Annotated in this window: 14 protein-coding genes and 1 pseudogene; 7 read left to right on the forward strand and 8 right to left on the reverse strand. The window is 49.6% G+C overall.

The annotated features are described in order from the left end of the window. Positions 1-18: 18 nt before the first annotated feature. The 4 genes and pseudogenes from FRZ59_RS19885 to FRZ59_RS04825 form a co-directional block, all read right to left on the reverse strand. Positions 19-1,401 carry an efflux transporter outer membrane subunit gene (locus FRZ59_RS19885; protein ID WP_432417394.1) on the reverse strand — a complete coding sequence of 461 codons (1,383 nt, stop codon included), beginning with the start codon at positions 1,399-1,401 and terminating at the stop codon, positions 19-21. Positions 1,402-1,476: 75 nt separating this feature from the next. Next, positions 1,477-4,617: pseudogene (locus FRZ59_RS04815) on the reverse strand (efflux RND transporter permease subunit); the annotation flags it as partial. 115 nt (positions 4,618-4,732) lie between these two features. Further along, positions 4,733-5,926, reverse strand: coding sequence for an efflux RND transporter periplasmic adaptor subunit (locus tag FRZ59_RS04820; RefSeq protein ID WP_132128177.1), 1,194 nt, complete (start codon positions 5,924-5,926; stop codon positions 4,733-4,735). Between the two features lie 74 nt (positions 5,927-6,000). After that, positions 6,001-6,603, reverse strand: a complete 603-nt coding sequence (locus FRZ59_RS04825) for a TetR/AcrR family transcriptional regulator (RefSeq protein ID WP_132128178.1) — start codon at positions 6,601-6,603, stop codon at positions 6,001-6,003. Between the two features lie 108 nt (positions 6,604-6,711). Between FRZ59_RS04825 and FRZ59_RS04830 the strand changes: the two genes are divergently transcribed. From FRZ59_RS04830 to FRZ59_RS04860, 7 genes are all read left to right on the forward strand, one after another. Further along, positions 6,712-7,194, forward strand: coding sequence for an RNA polymerase sigma factor (locus FRZ59_RS04830; RefSeq protein WP_132128179.1), 483 nt, complete (start codon positions 6,712-6,714; stop codon positions 7,192-7,194). A gap of 2 nt (positions 7,195-7,196) precedes the next feature. Next, complete coding sequence (locus FRZ59_RS04835; protein WP_132128180.1) at positions 7,197-7,859, forward strand: hypothetical protein; 663 nt, start codon at positions 7,197-7,199, stop codon at positions 7,857-7,859. Between the two features lie 101 nt (positions 7,860-7,960). Further along, positions 7,961-8,059, forward strand: a complete 99-nt coding sequence (locus tag FRZ59_RS19890) for a LuxR C-terminal-related transcriptional regulator (protein WP_132128181.1) — start codon at positions 7,961-7,963, stop codon at positions 8,057-8,059. 73 nt (positions 8,060-8,132) lie between these two features. Next, complete coding sequence (locus FRZ59_RS04845; protein ID WP_132128182.1) at positions 8,133-8,831, forward strand: outer membrane beta-barrel protein; 699 nt, start codon at positions 8,133-8,135, stop codon at positions 8,829-8,831. 112 nt (positions 8,832-8,943) lie between these two features. Continuing rightward, complete coding sequence (locus FRZ59_RS04850) at positions 8,944-9,177, forward strand: 4a-hydroxytetrahydrobiopterin dehydratase (RefSeq protein ID WP_132128183.1); 234 nt, start codon at positions 8,944-8,946, stop codon at positions 9,175-9,177. 1 nt (position 9,178) lies between these two features. After that, positions 9,179-10,885 carry a M14 family metallopeptidase gene (locus FRZ59_RS04855; RefSeq protein ID WP_132128184.1) on the forward strand — a complete coding sequence of 569 codons (1,707 nt, stop codon included), beginning with the start codon at positions 9,179-9,181 and terminating at the stop codon, positions 10,883-10,885. Positions 10,886-10,896: 11 nt separating this feature from the next. After that, on the forward strand, positions 10,897-11,511 hold the full coding sequence (locus FRZ59_RS04860; protein WP_132128185.1) for a rhomboid family intramembrane serine protease: 615 nt from the start codon (positions 10,897-10,899) through the stop codon (positions 11,509-11,511). Between the two features lie 237 nt (positions 11,512-11,748). On the opposite strand, the gene FRZ59_RS04865 is transcribed toward FRZ59_RS04860, so the two are convergent. The 4 genes from FRZ59_RS04865 to FRZ59_RS04880 form a co-directional block, all read right to left on the reverse strand. Next, positions 11,749-12,756, reverse strand: a complete 1,008-nt coding sequence (locus FRZ59_RS04865) for a hypothetical protein (protein ID WP_132128186.1) — start codon at positions 12,754-12,756, stop codon at positions 11,749-11,751. 88 nt (positions 12,757-12,844) lie between these two features. Next, positions 12,845-13,726: an inositol oxygenase family protein gene (locus tag FRZ59_RS04870; RefSeq protein ID WP_132128187.1), complete on the reverse strand. Its 882-nt coding sequence runs from the start codon at positions 13,724-13,726 to the stop codon at positions 12,845-12,847. A gap of 61 nt (positions 13,727-13,787) precedes the next feature. Beyond that, positions 13,788-15,419, reverse strand: coding sequence for a sodium/sugar symporter (locus tag FRZ59_RS04875; protein ID WP_132128188.1), 1,632 nt, complete (start codon positions 15,417-15,419; stop codon positions 13,788-13,790). 137 nt (positions 15,420-15,556) lie between these two features. Next, positions 15,557-16,567, reverse strand: a complete 1,011-nt coding sequence (locus FRZ59_RS04880; protein ID WP_132128189.1) for a glycoside hydrolase family 43 protein — start codon at positions 16,565-16,567, stop codon at positions 15,557-15,559. Between the last annotated feature and the right edge of the window lie 236 nt (positions 16,568-16,803).

Raw genomic sequence — 16,803 nt, forward strand, 5'->3', positions numbered from 1 at the left:
TGCTCCTTCGCTATCTGTTTATGCTCCCCCCAGGCTGCGGTACAGCAAAATATAGGCGTTAATGCGTTGCCTTTTCAGGCTGGTGAGGCTCAGCTCGTTTTGCAAGGCATTTTGCTGAGCGGTGATTACCTCCAGGTAAGTTGCCATCCCGCTGTTGAATAATAAACGGGCGTTGGGGATCGCTTTTTCCAAAATGGTTTTCCGTGTCTGTGCGCGGTCTATCTGTTCCTCCAGTTTCGTTAATTGCACCAGTGCGTCAGACACTTCGCCGACGGCTTGTAATACATTCGAACGGAACTCGATAACGGCATTTTCCCGCCGGATCTTTGCGGCTTCGTATTCCGTTTTCAGCCGCCGGTGGTTAAAGACGGGCTGCACCAGGTTTCCTGCAACCGTTCCAAAGAGGGAGGCAGGCGTAGTGAACCAGCTGCTGGCTTTGAACGCGTTCAGGCCCCCGGAAGCGGTAATGCTCAAAGACGGATACCTGTTCGCCTGGCTGATGCCTACTTCGGCATCCGCAGCCTGGAGCGCATATTCGCTTGCACGGACATCCGGGCGATAGCTCAGGAGAGCCGCGGGTACGCCGGCTGAAAGCTCTTCGGGAATGGAAAATTCTACCGGCTCCGACTTCACAGCAATCGCCTGCGGTTCTTCTGCCATCAGGATGCTCAGCGCATTTTCCTGTATCATGAGCGCCTGTTCAAGTTCAGGAATAAGTGCAGCGGTGGTTTCCTTTTGCACTTCAGCCTGCTGCACCGCCAAAAGGCTAACCTGGCCCGCTTCATGCTGCAGCCGCATAATGCGAAGGGTACTATCCTGGAGTCCCAGATTCCTTTGGGCAATGGTTAGCTGTTCATGAAGGGTGAGCAACTGGTAATAAGCCGACGCCGTGGACGCGATCAGACGGGTTTTCAGCCAGGTCACGGCGGCTTCGCTTTGCAGGTAGTTGGCTAAAGCCGCCTTTTTCCCGAGGCCTGTCTTGTTCCAGATATCAATTTCCCAGCTAAGGTCGAGCCCTGCCAGGTAATCTTCCATATGCTTGCTCCCGGTCGCCTCCGCCAGGTTTAGCCCATTCAGGCTGTTTTGGGAAAGGCGGGAAGTACTTGCCTGCACACCGGCATTCAGGGTGGGTAGCCAGGCTACCCGGGCTTGTTTAAGGAATTCGGCGTTTAGCCTTACCGTATTAAAAGCCGTTTGCATATCGTAGTTCCGGCTAAGCACGCTATCGATGAGGAGCTGAAGCGCGCTGTCCGTAAAGAACGCTTTCCATTCCAGGCGTGCGATGCCGGCGCTGTCTGTATTAGGAGTCGTTTGCCCGCTTTCGCTGCCGGTCCGGAACTGCCCGGGAAGTTCGGTTTCGGGGCGCTGGTATTCCCGTTTAACCGAGCAGGAGTACAACAATGCCGGTAAAACAATCAGGAGTATGATCGTTACACCCTGCCGGAGCGCCGGTATTCTGCGCGGGGCGGCCTGCGCCTTGGCCCGCTTCGGGCGGAAACTCTTCTCCTGGAGATACTGAAAGATAATATACAATACCGGGATAATGAAGACGCCTAATACCACGCCGGTGAGCATGCCTCCCACGGCGCCTGCACCAATAGAATGGTTACCCAGGGCTGAGCCGCCGCTTGCGCGCAGGAGCGGGATCATACCCACAATAAAGGCAAGCGATGTCATTAAAATAGGACGGAAGCGAAGGCGGGAAGCTTCTAGTGCTGAAGCCACGATGGATCTGCCGGCCTTTCGCCGCTGCACGGCGTATTCCACGATAAGAATGGCATTCTTCGCCAGCAGGCCTATGAGCATGATCAAGGCCACCTGTACGTAAATATTATTGTCTATGCCCATCAGGTTAATGAATAGCATTACCCCGAAGACGCCCAGGGGAATGGTCAGCACCACCGCCAGGGGAAGAATATAACTTTCATACTGTGCCGAAAGCAGGAAGTAAATGAAAACCAGGCTCATGATGAAAATGATGATCGTTTGCGAACCGGCTTTCTTTTCTTCGCGGGTCATGCCCGTCCATTCGTACCCGAAGCTGCGGGGCAATACCTGCGCCGCGGTTTCCTCAATGGCGGTAATGGCATCCCCTGTGCTGTAGCCCGGCGCCGGTTTCCCGTTAATGGTCACGGCGTTGTACAAATTGTTCCTGGTAACGGTTTCCGGGCCGTACACCTGGTCAAGGGTCACCATTGCATTGACCGCGACCATTTCCCCGTCCTTGTTCTTTACATAAATATCGTCGAGCGAAGAAGGGTCGCTGCGGTATTCTACATCAGCCTGGGCAATGACACGATAGAACTTCCCGAACCGGTTAAAGTCCGAAATAAAGGCGCTCCCGAAATAGATTTGCAGGGTCTCCAGCAGGTCGCTCACGTTAACGCCGAGCTGCTTCGTCCTTTTTTCATCCACCACGATCTCGTACTGGGGATTATTAGCTGCAAAAGTGGTAAAGGCAAACGCGATTTCTTCCCGTTGCATCAGGGCGCCGATAAAACGTTGCGCGGTGGTATCCAGGTGCTGCATATTGCCATTTCCGCGGTCCTGCAGCATAAATTCGAAACCGTCCACGTTACCGAAGCCGGAAACGGTCGGAAAGGTAAAGAATACAGCCTGGGCGCCTTTTACCTGCTGCGCCACCTTTTGGGTGAGGCTGGCCGCAATGGCTTCGTAATCTTTGATGGGGCCGCGGTCTTCCTTGTCCTTCGTCCGGATAAAACCGGCGCCGTAAGGAGCGGCCTGGGCATTGGAAATAAAGTTGAGCCCGTCCACCTGGTAATGATTCTTTGTGAAGGCTTCCTTGCTGACGATCTCTTCGATCTGCTCCATGGCTTTATGCGTCCGTTCCAGGGAGCTTCCCGGCGGCGTATTTACCGCGTACAGTACGAATCCCTGGTCCTCGGTAGGAATAAAGCCCGTAGGGGTATTGCGCAGCATCATGAACGTAACGGCGGTTACCAGCGCCAGTCCTGAAAGAGCTACCCACTTTCTGCGGAAGAGAAAACGAAGCGAGGCCAGGTATTTCGAAGTAATCGCATTGAACGCGATATTAAAGGCATTGAAAAAGCGTTTGATAAAGCCTTGTTTTTTCCCTGCCGCCTCTTCACCATGACCTGTTTCTCCCGTATCCAGGAATAAGGCGCATAATGCCGGACTCAGCGTAAGGGCGTTGAACGCCGAAATGAGGATCGCAATGGCCAGGGTGAAGGCAAACTGCTTGTAAAATACCCCTACCGGGCCCTGCATAAAGGTTACCGGAACAAATACTGCGGCCATCACCAGGGTAATGGAAACAATAGCGCCCGATATTTCCTTCATCGACTCCAGGGTGGCATCTCTGGCTGGCAGGCCGGTTCGCTCCATCTTGGAGTGGACCGCTTCCACCACCACGATAGCGTCATCTACCACAATACCGATGGCCAGTACAAGGGCAAACAATGTAAGCAGGTTAATACTGAAGCCGAATACCTGCAGGAAAAAGAAGGTGCCGATAATGGCTACCGGTACGGCAATGGCAGGGATCAGGGTGGCACGGAAGCCCTGCAGGAAGATGAAAACCACGACGAATACCAGGATGAAGGCTTCAACCAGCGTATGATTTACCTGGCTGATGGATTCATCCAGGAAATCCTTGGCATTGAACATGATCACCGGCTCTATGCCTGCAGGCAGCGTTTCCGAGAATTCTTTGATCTGGTTTTCCGCTTCGATAAGGATCTCGTTGGCGTTAGAGCCCGCGGTTTGCAGCAAGGCGATGCCGGAGGTTGGGCCGCCGTTCAGGCGGCTGTTGGCGGCATAGGAAAATGAACCGAAGGATACCCGCGCCAGGTCCTTCACGCGGATGACTGAGCCATCGTTATTGGCTTTTACAATGATGTTTTCATAGTCTTTTGGTTCATTCAGCTTGCCCTTATATTTCAGGACATATTCAAATACTTCTTCGCTTCCCTGTCCGAAACGGCCGGGAGCAGCCTCCCGGTTCTGACCGTCGATGGCGCGGATAACTTCCTGCGGAGATAATCCATAGGCGGCCAGGCGATCAGGCTTCAGCCAGATGCGCATGCTGTATTCCCGGCTCCCGAAGGGCTGCACTTCCGCTACGCCGCGGATCCGCTGCATGCGGGGAATAAGATTGATCTTGATATAGTTCTGAATGAAGGTTTCGTCATATAAGCTGTCTTGAGAGGTCAGGGCCACGAACATCAGGAAGCTGTTCTGCTGTTTTTGCGTAGATATCCCTGCCTCGATCACTTCCTGCGGAATTTTATTACTCGCCTTGGAAACGCGGTTCTGGACGTTCACCGCCGCTACATCCGGGTCGGTACCCTGCTCGAAGAAAACGTTCAGGGTCATCGTACCGTCATTACTTGAATTGGAAGTCATATAGGTCATGCCCTCCACGCCGTTGACGGCTTCTTCTATGGGCGTTGCCACTGAGCGGGCCACTACCTCGGCATTAGCGCCGGGGTAAGTCGCAGTAACGACAACGGTGGGCGGGGCAATATCCGGGAACTGCGAAATGGGAAGCCTGGTAATGGAAATGATGCCGAGTATGACCAAAATGATGGCCATTACGGTTGATAAAACCGGTCGTTCGATGAATATTTTTAACATCTGGGTAAGAATTTAACCTTTCTTCCGCGCCGCGGGCATTTCCGCGGCGCGGGAAAGGCAGGGGACATATTGTCCCTTACATATGTTAGGATTTGCTAATGAAGGGAAGGGTTGCTCAGAGCGACCCGATCGTTTTCAAGCTATCGATGGAAACAAACATGGGCGTAATCGCTGAACCGTCCTGCAGCCGGTCAAGTCCGGAGTACACGATCTTATCGCCGGGGCTCAGCCCGCTCTCCACCAGGTAACTGGTCCCGCTTTTCCCGGAAATAGTGAGCGGTTTGCTCACCACCTTATTGTCGCTGCCTACCGCGAAGACAAAGATCTTGTCCTGCAGGTTGAATGTGGCTTCCTGGGGTACGGTGAGCGCCGCCGTCCGGATGCGGGGTATCCTTATCCTGCCTGTACTGCCCGAACGAAGCAATCGGTCTGCATTCGGAAATACCGCCCGGAAAGTAATAGCTCCCATGCTGTTATCGAACTGGCCCGAAACCAGTTCCACCTTTCCTTTCTTTGGATAAAAGCTTCCATCGGCAAGGACCAGCTCCACCGGTGGCAGGCTGTCGATCTTTTCAATCACGCTGTTCCCGGAAGCTTCTTCCTTGAAACGAAGGAATTCGCTCTCGCTCATTGAAAAATAGACAAATACATTCTTTATCTCTGAAAGTACCGTCAGGGCCTGCGGGTTGGAAGGATTTACCAAGCTACCCGTTTTAAACGGAATGCGGCCAATATAGCCCTCTGCCGGCGCCCGCACTACGGTATAATCAAGGTTGATCCGGGCGCTTTCCAGCATGGCTTCGGCCTGAGCAACATTCGCTTCCGCGGCAAGCTGCGCGGCTTTGGCAGATTTTAATTGTACCTCGGAAATCACCTTGTTCGCTACCAGGGGGCTTAACTTGGCAACTTCAATTTCGGCATATGCCAGGTTGGCCTTTGCGGCAGCGACGCTTGCCTTCGCATTATTGAACTGCTGGGTATATTCCCGGTCATTGATCTTGAAAAGCCGCTGCCCTTCCTTTACAAGATCGCCTTCATCAACGTAGATTTCCGTTAACTGCCCGTCCACCTGGGGACGGATCTCAATGTCCTTGCTTCCTTCCAGGGTAGCGGAAAACTCCTGGTAGGTGGTAACCGGCTGGCTGCTAAGGGTGATCACCGGCAGGCTCTGAGGGGCCGCTGCCGGGTTTTCGCTCCCGGTAGACGTGCTGCAGGCCTGTAAAAAGACGAAAGACAGAAGGATAAAGAATAAAGGCAGGTAAGTCCGCCTACCTTTATTCTTTGTTGCTGTGTGGATTAAGTTGTTCATTTTGTGTGTGGATTAAGAGATTGTTATATCAGTGTTATATAAACTAACGTTGTTAAGCAAACGCGGAAAAAAATTTAAGAACTCAGATTTTTAATAAAACCCTCAATAGCATCTTCCATGACCATTTTATTTACTTCCAGAGAATCATCCGGCGGCGCGATCATTTTTATAGAAATAAGCCCGTGAAGGATGGACCAGAACGTATGGTACTTGATACAGGCCTTTACCGTCTGGTTATTGCTTCTTTCAATAATACTGTTCATGGGCCCCATGATCAGGTCTTTGAAATCAAAGCGCTCGGGGATACATCGTTCCATTCCGCAGCAGGGAATATTCATCCCCCACATCAGCTGGTAATATTCCTTGTGCTTAAATGCAAAGCTCCAGTACGCGTTTGCGATGGCCTTCAGTTGTTCTTCAGGGTCCCGGGTCTGGTTTTTCGCAGCCAGCATTTTCTTGATGATCAATTCAAAACCCTGCTTGCCGAATTCCATAAGTATCGCTTCCTTATTTTCGAAATGATCATAGATCACCGGAACGCTATATTCTATGGCATCAGCGATCTTCCGGATGGAAAGTGATTGCCAGCCTTCGTCCCGGACGATCTGCCAGGCGGTATTAAGGATATTCTCCCGCAGCGCCTGTTTTTCCCTACATCTTCTCTCTGCAATACTCATTATAGATTTACCTAACACCGTTAGGAAAGATATGTTTGAATAACCCCCGGTACTTTTTGATATTTTTTGTAAGTTTTCTAACAGTCCTGCGACTAATTATAAAAAACATTGGAAGAAGCGTTCCTGGCGGCGGTAAATAAGCATCAGGGCATCATCTTTAAGATATGCCGGATGTACTGCAGGGATAATACCGATTCAGAAGATCTGTTCCAGGAGATCATCCTTCAGCTCTGGAAATCCTGGCCGGGATTTAATTCCACCGCTAAGGTAAGTACCTGGATATACCGCATCGGATTAAACACGGCCATCACAGGGTTGAGGAAGAATAATCGCCGGCCTCCGCAGCAGGGCTTATCCGCCGGCCACAATGCCATACCTGAAGCTTCCGCCCAGCGGCTGGATATTTTATTTGACAAGGAATTGCAGGCAGCGATAGATCAACTTGATAAATTGGACAAGGCCCTGGTAATGCTCTATTTGGATGAAAAGACCTACCGGGAAATTGCAGAGATCATGGGTTTGTCGGAAGGAAACGTGGGGGTTAAGATGAGCAGGATCAAGGTAAAATTAAAGAAAATATTAAACCGTTGATCATGGAATTAGATGATTTAAAGGCCGCCTGGGAGCGGGAAGCAACTAAAAATCTTGAACTAAATAAACAAAACATGGAACAGTTAAAATTGATCCTTAAAGAAAAGACGGCCGGAACATTAACAGGAATGAAAAGGAAATACGGTCGCATCATTACATTCCTGCTTGTTGGGATATTCGCGAATATTTTGGTGCATCCATTCCTGCATTTTTTACTGGGTGATGACGGGCCGGTTTTCCGGTTAACCTATGGGGGGCTGTTGTCATTGTTGTCTATCGTTATAGTCTGCCTCATCGTGGTCTCCTTCTACTGGATGAAATATTCCGTTATGAAAATAACGGTGCCGGACACTGATCTTAAACTTGCCCTGGCCGAAAAGATCCGCCATCTTAACCGTTCATTCAGGCAGGAGATCTTTTTTATCGTTTCCGTATTTGTTGTTGTCTTTATTATGGGCCGGGCAACATCGCAATATCTTGGAAACGGCGATTTCCTGGATATCTTCCGGACAGACATTCTCCTTGCCATGCTGGCAGGTTTCAGTATCATGGGCTTTTATATTTATAAACGCGTTCGATTTTACAGGGCGAACATTAGCGAGTTGAAGCAATATTTAGCAGCGTTTAATGAAGAGCCGCGTAAGGCCCGGCCCGGCACGCGCTAGCTTATCCTTCGCGCCGCTGCCAGCCGCGGTTAGCGGAAGCAATATAATTTTGTACATTTATTGTAGATATATGACAGACATTGTAATGATAACGGAGGCGGATGAATAAACTGATATTAAGCCCTAATACGGTGACAACCCATCGGAAAAATATGCTTCGTAAAGTAAAAGCGCGTTCCGTACTGGTATTGGTGACCTAATCATTGGAAAAGGGCCGGGTTTGATACCTGCCCGGACTTTTTTACGTTCTTTCTTATAAAAGCGAAAAAATATATGAAGACATTGCTTGGAATCTTTCTTTTACTGCCTTTGTTCGCATTTCCCCAGTTTAACTACAAAAAAATGTCTGTTTCCCTGGGAGGAGGAGCTGCTGTTCCTCATATGGATGTTACGGATTTTTCCTTTGAACCGGTGATTAACGGCGCCTTTCACTATAATATAACTCCTTATGCGGCAGTAGGAATTGATGCGGAATTTGGTAAACTCACGGGTAATTATGAAAATTCCCTTGAATTTGAGAATAAATTCGTCGCCTTCGCCGTGGACGCAAGGCTGCAGGCCGGACAGTTTACCGGAAGAAACGCAAGCGGCTTCGGCGCTGTCCTCAGCAAGTTATACGCCGGCGCGGGACTGGGGATCATTCATAGCAACGCCGTTTCCGGCCCTCCGGGATCCGTCGGGGAGGGAGAAGAGCTGCCCGGCGCTCCTGAAAAACCGGACCCAAAACTGTATAAAAGCTCCGACGTCATTGTGCCTGTTTTTGCAGGCGCCAATATTCCGCTGATGAAGGAGCTTGACCTGGAAATATTGACGTTGTTCATTAATTACCGGCTCAATATTTCTTTCTCGGACGAACTGGACGCGCTGGCTACTTCCGCCAGTACCTCAAACGATTTTTTCAGTACGCTTTCGGTAGGACTGCGGCTTAATTTCGGGCCAAAAGGGCCTTATTTTGCCGGAGCTTACCGCTAATGTTTGCTACCGGCAAGAAGAAGGAATTAAGGCTTTCGGTGAACTTAATAACCTGCAGGAGACTTGCGTGTAAACGGTTAACGTGTTAAATTTTGTATAAAAATAAATGCATATGTGGAACGAATCAGGGAACAAATTACACCGGCATTTTGAATTCGGAAATTTTACGGAAGCCTGGGGCTTTATGACCAGGGTCGCTTTGCTGGCCGAAAAAATGGATCATCATCCGGAATGGACGAATGTGTATAACAAAGTGGATATCTGGCTCTCCTCTCATGATGCCGGGAATATAGTCACAGAAAAGGACCGTAAACTGGCGGCGAAAATTGATGAACTCCTGAAGTAGTATGGACAAACCTTTACTGCTTCTTCTTTGCTGCCTGCAATTCCTCCCCGCGGCTGCTCAAAAAACGCCTTTTGAACAAAGCGACGGGAATGAAACTGCTACGTACGGCCAGGTAATTAGCTGGTTCAACATGCTGGATCAGAAATATGAGCAGGCTAAGCTGGTCCAAGCCGGCAGTACCGATTCCGGGGAGCCGTTGCATCTTTTTATTCTTTCTGAAAACGGGAATTTTGAGCCAGGCGGCGATAGACCGGTATTACTGATCAATAACGGCATCCATCCCGGTGAACCCGAGGGTATTGACGCCACCATGATGTTAAGCCGGGATATGCTTGAGAAAAATAGCCTCCCCGAAAACCTGGTGATTTGCATTATCCCGGTTTATAACGTAGGAGGCGCACTCAATCGCAACAGCTACTCCCGGGCGAACCAGAACGGCCCCCGGTCTTACGGTTTTCGCGGGAATAGTCGAAACCTGGATCTGAACCGGGATTTCATCAAAACCGATTCGAAAAATTCGCAATCTTTCCAGCAGATCTTCCAGCGGTGGAAGCCGCATGTATTTATTGATAATCATACGACGAACGGAGCGGATTACCAGCATGTGATCACCTATATTGCCAGTCAAAAAGATAAGCTCCACCCCGCCCTGGCTGCTTATATGACCGGTTCATTAAATCCCGTGCTTGACCGTATACTTACGGACAGTTGCTTCCCGCCGGTTCCCTATGTACACTTCAGGGAAACTACCCCCGAAAGCGGTTTGATCGGCTTTTATGACAGTCCGCGGTACAGCACCGGCTATTCAGCACTGTTCAATACCATAGGCTATGTACTGGAAACCCACATGCTGAAACCCTATGAACAGCGGGTGCGGGCTTCCTATGTATTTATGGAAGAACTGATCGCCATCCTGGAACGGGATCATCAGGCGCTCCTGGAGGCCAAAAGCCTGGCCGATCAAAAAGTAAAGGAACAAGAGGAATTTACCCTGCATTGGAGGCTTGACACGACTTCCTTCGATACAATTGAATTCAGGGGTTACAAGGCTTCCTATAAGAAGAGCGAATTAAGCGGGAAGCCCCGTCTTTATTATGATACCAGCCATCCGTATACCAAGCAAATAGGCTTTTATAATGATTACAGGCCGGTTATAACCGTGGGGAGACCGAAGGCTTACCTGGTGCCGCAATCCTGGAGCAGGGCCATTGAGTTGCTAAAACTTAACGGGGTAACGCTTCAACAGCTGGAAAGGGATACGGAAATGGAAGCGGAGGTATATTATATTGAAGACTATAAAACGGTAAAGACTCCCTATGAGGGACATTACCTGCATTATGACATGCAGGTCAGGAAAGAAAAACAGCAAGTTAAATGCTATAAGGGTGATTACCTGGTTCACACAAACCAGCCCTCCGTGCGTTATATCATGGAAGTGCTGGAGCCGCAGGCGCCGGATTCCTACTTTGCCTGGAATTTTTTTGATTCCATACTGGGGCAGAAGGAATATTTTTCAGCTTATGTATTTGAAGATCTGGCAGCAGACCTGTTAAAGGCTGATAAAGAACTTAAACAACAACTGGAAGATAAAAAGAAACATGATCCGGAATTTGCAAAGAACGGTGCAGCACAGCTTGATTTCATTTACCGTCGTTCACCTTACTATGAAAAATCGCATCTTCGCTACCCGATATTCAGGGTAAATTAAATTTAATAAATATGCAGGAAGTGCTTCAGGCCGCCCCGGTGGCGGTTATCATTTTTATTTTCACACTCATTACGAGTTTTTACGGATTGTATGTCAATCAGAATCTGAATCATCAGTTCATGCTGCACCCCTATAGTTTCGTGCGCAAGGAAAGGCTATACACCATTATTACAAGCGGCCTCATTCATGCCGATTTCGGCCACCTGCTCTTCAATATGCTCACGTTCTTTTTCTTTGCATTTCGCCTGGAAGCGATGATTGGCAGCTGGGAATTCGCCTTGCTGTACATCGGCGGGCTGATACTGAGCGATATTCCAACTATTATAAAACACCGGAATAATTCCGGGTATGCCAGCCTGGGAGCATCCGGTGCTATTTCCGCCGTATTATTCAGCTATATTTTATTCGATCCGACAACCAAGTTATTTCTTTTTTTTATTCCCATAGGCATCCCGGCCTATATTTTCGGCCCCCTTTACCTGGTCTACTGCGTGTATGCTTCACGCAATCAGCATGACCGCGTAAATCATGACGCCCACTTTTACGGCGCGCTGACCGGGATCCTCTTCACCGTCCTGCTGACGCCAGGCATTATTCCCCATTTTGTCAACCAGCTTACTTCCTGACAACTGGTAATGCGTTGAGAGCATGAACCTGCGGTACAAGCACGTTTCAGGTGAACATCTGCCAGGAGCCGGACTTGTACCGCAGGCTATATGTAACAAATATTTAACAAATTTTTTTTCGAAATTATTTTGCAGATAAGAGAAAAATACCGTCCTTTGCTTAGTGTAAAAAACACACTAAGTATGCATTGACCCGAAAGGGTTTACATAATCTTTCTCATAATTCATAGGTTTAGGTTAGTTATGCGTGTCATCGCCCGGTGGCACGCATTTTTTTATGAAATTACCTTCCTGATCAAGTATATAACTCAACGGATTTTCAGGGGTTTTCAGGATCTCGAACCGGGAAATATTCCATGGTTTCCAGAACGTTTCCAGCACCTGCGCATAAACTTTATTATCCCAGTTATCGAAGAGGGCGCCGGTGGCAGCGCCGGTTTGAAGCGGCATGGATTCAATGGTAATTGCTTCGTCAGCATTTCCGGGAGGATAAACAAGGTATTGCGGCACCCGGTTGAACAGGTAAGCCGAATAATAGAACCGGGCGCAAAGCTCCGCGAACTGAATGGGCTGCAATTTTTTTCCTTCGATCCGCTCCAGGAGGCCCTGGTGATAGCGTTTGTTCTCTCCATTATCCTGCAGGCAGGAAATAAGCCCGGCGCCGCGGGCTTCCATCGAAAAAATAAGCGTATTTACTTCGTCATTATAACGGAAGTCCTCTTTTTCCGGCCCCGGAGCTTCCATTTCCACCAGTATCATGGTCCAGGGCGTAAATCGGTCCAGTTCAACTGGCCTGAAGAGCGATTGCATAAGCAGTTGCAGATTGTTCAATTTGGCCAGAAGAGAGGGCGCCACATCCAACGCCGCCCCGGCAGGTTGCAACGCCGCCGCCGTTTCAAACTCCCGGTAAATCAATGACATGACCAGTTTTCCTGTCCAGAGGAATAATTCATGCTCATGAAGCGTTTTCAGCCCGCGGTAACCTTCTTCAAAAGCCCGCATTACCTGGTCTTCCAGACGCTCTGCAGCGCTTTTTACGACCGGATGGCAGGGCACGTAAAGCCCGCCATAGGCGGCCACACGTTCGTCCAGTAAATTAAATGTTTTATCCCGCAGCCCATACCGGTCTAAAAGCCAATCAGGGAAAACGGATAATTTTTCCGACGCCGGAAGCCCGCTCAGAAAACATTCGCTGCCGTTAAATGAGAACTGGTCAATAGCCCTAAAGCCGGGAATCTTTTGCATGGCCCAAATTTAGGGAAATAAAAAGACCGCCGAAATCAGCAAGCCGGTGACATTGCCTTCGCCCGATGATCGTGGACCGGGAAATGCGCTATAAACAAACGGTTGCCGGCAGGTACTTGGCAATCAGGTCCTCGTAATAAGGCTTTAATTCTGATGCCACCGGCGGTTTCGGGCTTTTTGAATAAAGATCGTAAGGATTGAATTTCCGCACCCATTCGAACATCTCCCGGTCATGATCGTCCAGCAGGTGATCGTAGGCATTTTCCCGGTGCTGTGAATAGAAGGAGTGATACCGGATCATATAAAGAGCCTCCTCAGGCAAATAGTCTTTCATCATCTGGTAGAGGTATTCATCGTGCCCCCAGGACATATGTACGTTCTTCAGGCCGCAGTTCGGCTCGTAAATGCCGTATTTGGTATTATACCGGGGATCCGTGGAATCAGGGTTATCGGCAAAGAATTCATGGTACACGATCTTATCGGAATGTCTGCAGCCAACGGGAAATGTGTCCCCAACAACGGCCCATTGCGGTTCGCCGAAAAGGCAGAGTACTTTTCCCATGTCATGAATGAAGCCGGTTAACACAAACCAGTCAGGATGGCCGTCGGCGCGGATAGCTTCGGCGGTTTGCAATAAATGCTGCAGCTGGTCCAGGTCAATATCCGGATCGGAGTCATCCACCAGCGTATTCAGAAATTCCATGGCTCCCCATACCGGCATTTCTTCGCGGTTGAACTGGAGAAATTCCGCTTGTTTTTCCCGCACAAAGTCATAGGTCTGGTATTTATGGTTCAGGCGGTAAAATTCCCTGACCGTATCCCTGCCGGGATTTTCATAGTTCCGGTATTCTTCCTTCGCCCTGGCCGGCGCCGCTTCTTCCGGGTACCGGATCAGCACATCGTCTTCCCATTCTTCAATACTTTGCAAAGGATTTTTTTCTTCCTCCGTAAACTGGACCTTGGTTTTCATGTCGGATAAAAATTAGCGTTTAAATTCTGATTAAACCGTGTCGTCGACACTGAATATAAAGTTACCAAAATATTGTATATAGTGCAGCTAAAATTCCTACTATTATTACAGAGCCGGCAACAAACCCCGGGGAGCATTTGAACATGCTTTTATCGATCTCAATTACGCGCTCCGCATCCTTGCTCCTGCGATCCAGGAGACTGATAACGATCATCAGCGCGATCAGGGTCACGAATACGATGGACATCCGGTCCAGGAAGGGGTAATCAGGAAAATACCCGTTTGTCCATACCGGCAAAAATTTAAGCACCGTTGAAAAAGGGATGGTGGCCAGGGCCGCAAACAACGCGGCAGCGGCTGTAATTCTTTTCCAGAGTATTCCCAGGAGGAAGATCGCCAGCACCCCCGGGGCAATGAAGCCCACGTACTCCTGAATGAACTGGTAAGCCTGGTCCAGCGTACTTAGGGCTGGTGCGATCAGCGAGGCAATAACCATGGAAATAATAATGCTCGATCTTCCGATCCGGATCAATTTCTTCTCGCTTGCCTGCTTATTGAAAAAATGCCGGTAAATATCCAGGGAAAAGATCGTGGAAATACTGTTCGCCTTCCCGGCAAGTGATGCGATGATAGCCGCCGTCAGCGCTGCAAAAGCAAGCCCTTTCAGCCCGGAGGGCAGCAGGTTCAGCAAAGTCGGATAAGCGCGGTCAGGCTTCATTTCACCCGCCGCATTCAGCATTTCCGTCTGGAAAACCCCTTCCTTGAACAATACATATACGGTGATCCCGGGTAAAACCGCAATGACCGGTATCAGCAGCTTCAAAAAGGCGGCAAATAAAATTCCTTTCCGGGCCGTTTTCAGATCGGCTCCCAGTGCCCGCTGCACGATATATTGATTACAGGCCCAGTAATTCAGGTTGTTGATCCACATGCCGCCGATCAGCACCGAAAGCCCCGGGAGGTCGGAATAATAGGGGTGCCCTTTATTAAAGATCATGTGAAAATGCGAAGGAGCCTCCTCCCTGATAATGGCCAGCCCCTTCAGTACATTTTCCCCGTAACCGAAATGGTCGGAAACAAGGGTTAGCGCAATGTAGGTCGTGGTTAAACCACCGATGATCAGCACCAGCACCTGGATCACGTCCGTGTAGCCGATTACTTTCATGCCGCCCAGGGTGACAACGATGGAACAAACCGCGAGTCCCGCCACGCACCATCCGAAAGAGATCTGGGAGATGGAAGAAATAGCCAGGGCTCCCAGGTAAATAATAGACGTCAGGTTCACGAAAACGTACACCAGCAACCAGAAAACCGCCATCACCGCGCTAACGGTGCTATTGTACCGTTTTTGCAGGAATTGAGGCATGGTATAGATGCCGTTCTTCAGGTAAACCGGGATGAAGAACACGGCCACGATGATCAGCGTGGCAGCCGCCATCCATTCATAAGTGGAAATAGCCAGCCCCAGCGCAAACCCGGATCCCGACATGCCAATGAAATGCTCCGCCGAAATATTGGAAGCGATCAGGGAAGCCCCGATGGCCCACCAGGTAAGCGAGCCCTCCGCCAGGAAAAAATCCTTAGAATTGGCGTTTTTTGCCTTTTTGCGGCTGTAAATGTAATAGCCGTAGCCAGAGACGGCAATAAAGTAAATGAGGAAGACAAAATAGTCGCTGCTGGTTAGCTGGTTCATATATCCTGGTTGGTTTAGGTTTTTTCCATCACGGCCTCATAACTGCTTCATGACGTCCGTCCGGCTGTTGCCCGGCAGCCCCTAACCGGAAGCGGGTCCAAAACCCGCAGCGCTTCGCCGGAAACGCTCAGGCTCCGTCATTCCCGGCCTTTTTGCCCGGCCCCGCCAAGCCTTTGCGCTTTAACTCCTTCCCGGGTAATCTCCACCGGTTTTATCCGGCCGTTCTTGTCAAAATACATACGGTCAATACAGGTCACCCGGAAATTACGATCCGTTTCACCCTTCGGCCTGCGATGGTAAACAATGTACCAAAGGTCCTTACCCGGGTGATGAATAACCGAATGATGGCCCGCGCCCGTGGCAATATCGCGGTCCTGTTCCAGGATGGTACCCACCCGTTCAAACGGCCCGAAGGGAGAATCGGCAATTGCATAAGCCACCCTGTAGTCCGGCCCTGTCCAGCCCCCTTCCGACCACATAAAGTAATATTTTCCATCCTTCCTGAACATGAAGGGCCCTTCCACGTAGTCCTTGGGTGTTACTTCCTTATAAACGGTACCGTCGGCAAAAGGCACCAGCCCCGTAAAATCATCGTTCAGCTTCACTACGTTACAATGCCCCCATCCCCCGTAGTACATGTAATAGCTTCCGTCGATATCCTTAAAAATATACTGGTCAATAGGCTGCGCTCCGTTCACGATCTCGTTGATCAGCGGCTTTCCCAGCAGGTCTTTAAAAGGCCCCTCCGGCCGGTCGCTCACCGCCACACCAATTCCGCCAATTTCCCCTTCGTGTACATCATTGGCAGCAAAAAATAAATAATACCGGCCATCCTTCTCAATCACTCCAGGCGCCCACATGGCCTTTTTTGCCCATTTCACCTCCGCGGTATCAATGATCCGTTCATGTTTGGTCCAGTTCACCAGATCTTTGGACGAAAAAGCATCCATGAACACCTGCTTTTCATATGGCGCTGAATAAGTTGGATAGATCCAGTACTCGTCTCCGTAAACGATGCCTTCCGGATCAGCATACCAGCCCGGGAAAACCGGGTTTCCGGAAGTTTCAACTGTTTTTGCGATTTGGTTTTGGGAATAAACGGCGGAAGAAGCCGCAAGTAAAGCTACTGATAGTGTAATTTTTCTCATTTGCGCTATTTGGTTACATGCCCTGCGAAATACGGGAACAAGCACTCCGGGTATTTCGCAAGCGGGTAACGAACTTATAAATTTTTTTGAAAAAACCGGCGGCCGATCTGCTATTTTTCCGGGGCGGAAGCGGGCGACAGAGGTTGTATTGATACAAAATTTTATACCAATCGGTATTATACCAAATAGTATTATACCGATTGGTATAAAAAAATCAACTAAAATATTTGTAGAAG

This window comes from Anseongella ginsenosidimutans (assembly GCF_008033235.1).
GTDB lineage: Bacteria > Bacteroidota > Bacteroidia > Sphingobacteriales > Sphingobacteriaceae > Anseongella > Anseongella ginsenosidimutans.